This window comes from Micromonospora sp. ATA51 (genome assembly GCF_016802855.1).
In the GTDB taxonomy this organism is placed as follows: Bacteria; Actinomycetota; Actinomycetes; order Mycobacteriales; family Micromonosporaceae; genus Micromonospora; species Micromonospora sicca.
This window is the reverse complement of the sequence record NZ_JAEVHJ010000540.1, coordinates 1-2,573: the sequence shown is the minus strand read 5'-3', so window position 1 is coordinate 2,573 and position 2,573 is coordinate 1. Positions and strand designations below refer to the sequence as shown.

1 protein-coding gene and 1 pseudogene are annotated in these 2,573 nt (G+C 75.1%); both read left to right on the top strand.

All coding sequences use genetic code 11. The features are described 5' to 3' along the window. Positions 1-1,322, top strand: a pseudogene (gene dacB, locus JNW87_RS37405) (D-alanyl-D-alanine carboxypeptidase/D-alanyl-D-alanine-endopeptidase); the annotation flags it as partial. A 79-nt stretch (positions 1,323-1,401) separates the two neighbouring features. Beyond that, on the top strand, positions 1,402-2,469 hold the full coding sequence (locus JNW87_RS37400) for a zinc-dependent metalloprotease (RefSeq protein ID WP_109802639.1): 1,068 nt from the start codon (positions 1,402-1,404) through the stop codon (positions 2,467-2,469). Positions 2,470-2,573: the final 104 nt, after the last annotated feature.

Genomic DNA, 2,573 nt, shown 5'->3' with positions numbered 1-2,573 from the left:
TCGGCGAGCGCCCAGCCCCCGAGCCCGACCCGGCGGCGGTGCTCGCGTCCGGACGCCAACGCCCCGATCCCGTCCGCCGACGGGGTACGCGCCGCGCTCGACCCGCTGGTCCGCGCGGCGGCCCTCGGCGACCGGGTGAACGTGTCGGTGGCGGACGTGACCACCGGAAATGCGCTGTACGGCGCCGGCCAGGACGCGCCCACGGTGCCCGCCTCGGTGACCAAGCTGGCGACCGCGGTGACGGTGCTGGCCGCCCGGGGTCCCGCGTACCGGATCCCGACCCGCGCGGTGGCCGGCGCGACCCCCGGCGAGGTGGTCATCGTCGGCGGTGGTGACCCGACCCTGGCCGTGGACAAGAACGGCTTCTACCCGGGCGCGGCCCGGCTGGACGACCTGGCCGCCCAGGTCCGCAAGGCGCTGGGCGGCACCGCGCCGACCAAGGTGACCGTCGACTCGTCCCTGTTCAGCGGCCCGGTGTACGAGCCGGGCTGGGACGCCGACATTCCCACCGGCGGCTTCGGCGCGGCGATCACCGCGCTGATGACCGACGGCGCCCGCCGGGACCCCGAGGAGGCCCGGCGGAACTCCGAGGCCACCAACCACGCGGCCGAGCGGGTGCCCCAGCCCGACCTGATGGCCGGCCGGCAGTTCGCCCGGCTGCTCGGGCTCTCCGGCGACGCCGACGTGAAGCGGGGCAAGGCTCCCGCCGCGTCCGGTGCCAGCGCGGCGGCCGGGGTGCCGACGCCCGGCACCGAGCTGGGCAAGGTCGAGTCGCTGCCGATGGTCCGGCTGGTCGACATCATGATCAGCGACAGTGACAACGTGATCGCCGAGACGCTCGCCCGTCAGGTGGCCCTGGCCCGGAACAAGCCGGCCTCCTTCGCCGGTGGCGCCGCGGCGACCGACGCGGTGATCGGCGAGCTGGGGCTGCCGCCGACGAGATCAGCCTCGCCGACGGCAGCGGCCTGTCCCGGACCAACCGGATCAGCCCGTCGCTGCTGACCGACCTGATTACCCTCGCCGGCAACGGCAGTCACCCCGAGCTGGCGGCGATCTTCGGGGGCCTGCCGGTGGGCGGCTGGTCCGGCACCCTCGACGAGCGTTACCAGGCGGCGGTGACGAAGGCCGGGGCCGGCGTGGTCCGCGCCAAGACCGGGACGCTGACCGGGGTCAACGCCATCGCCGGGCTGGTCACCACGGCCGACGGCCGGCTGCTGACGTTCGCGGTGCTGACCGACCAGGCGCCGCCGGACACCCTGGACGCCACCCGGCAGGCCCTCGACCGGATCACCTCGGCGCTGGCCGGCTGCGGCTGCCGCTGATCCGCGCGGGCGGTGGGATCGGCGTCGATCCCGGTCGCGACCCCGGGCTGGGGTGTTCCGGCGCGGGTACGGTGGGTGCATGGCGCAGTTCGTGGACTGGGATCTGGCCGCCGCGACCGCGGGGGCGCTGGGCAAGTCGGGCCCCCGGGTGTCGTATGCCGAGGCCACCGACGTGGTCGGCGAGCTGCGGCGGCTGACCGAGGAGGCGGCCGGGCACGTCGCCGACTACACCGGGCTGCGTTCGCAGGTCGCCCACCCGCCGGTGAAGGTGGTGGACCGCCGGGACTGGGCGGCCGCCAACATCGCCGGGCTCCGTGAGGTGATCACCCCGCTGGTGAACCGGCTCTCCGGGGACAAGCGGCCCGGGCCGCTGACCGAGGCAATCGGCTCCCGACTGACCGGGGTGCAGGCCGGCACCGTGCTGGCCTACCTCTCCGGCCGGGTCCTCGGCCAGTACGAGGTCTTCTCCGGCGATCCGGGCCAGCTGCTGCTGGTGGCGCCGAACATCGTCGAGGTGGAGCGGAAGCTGGGCTGCGACCCGAGGGACTTCCGGCTCTGGGTCTGCCTGCACGAGGTGACCCACCGGACCCAGTTCACCTCCGTGCCGTGGATGCGCGCCTACTTCCTCGGCGAGGTGCAGGCGTTCGTCGACGCCTCGCAGGGCGGCGAGCACCTGCTGGAGCGGCTGCGGCGCGGCGTGGCCACCCTCTCCGACGCGGTGAAGGATCCGGAGAGCCGGGCCAGCGTGCTGGACATCGTGCAGACCCCCGCCCAGCGGGCGGTGCTCGACCGGCTGACCGCGCTGATGACCCTCCTGGAGGGGCACGCCGAGTTCGTGATGGACGGCGTCGGCCCGCAGGTGATCCCGAGCGTCGAGTCGATCCGGGCCGCGTTCAACCGGCGCCGCGAGTCCGGCAACCCGCTGGAGAAGGCGATCCGCCGGCTGCTCGGCATCGAGGTCAAGATGCGGCAGTACGCCGAGGGCCGCAAGTTCGTCCACGGGGTGGTCGAGCGGGTCGGCATGGAGGGCTTCAACAAGATCTTCGGCTCGCCGCTGACCCTGCCCCGGCTGGAGGAGCTGGGCGACCCGGACGCCTGGGTGGCTCGGGTGCACGGGCCGGCCGCCGCCACCCCGACCGCCGGCTGAGCCGTCCGCCGTGGCCGCGCTCGCCCCGCCGGTCGCCGCGGTCCGGGTCGCGGTCCGCCGGGCGCTGACCGGGCTGACCGGGGACGGGCCGGTGCTGGTCGCCT

Bases quoted from the DNA above. Each gene is read 5' to 3' on its own strand.
- JNW87_RS37400 (WP_109802639.1), top strand. From the start codon at position 1,402: ATGGCGCAGTTCGTGGACTGGGATCTGGCCGCCGCGACCGCGGGGGCG.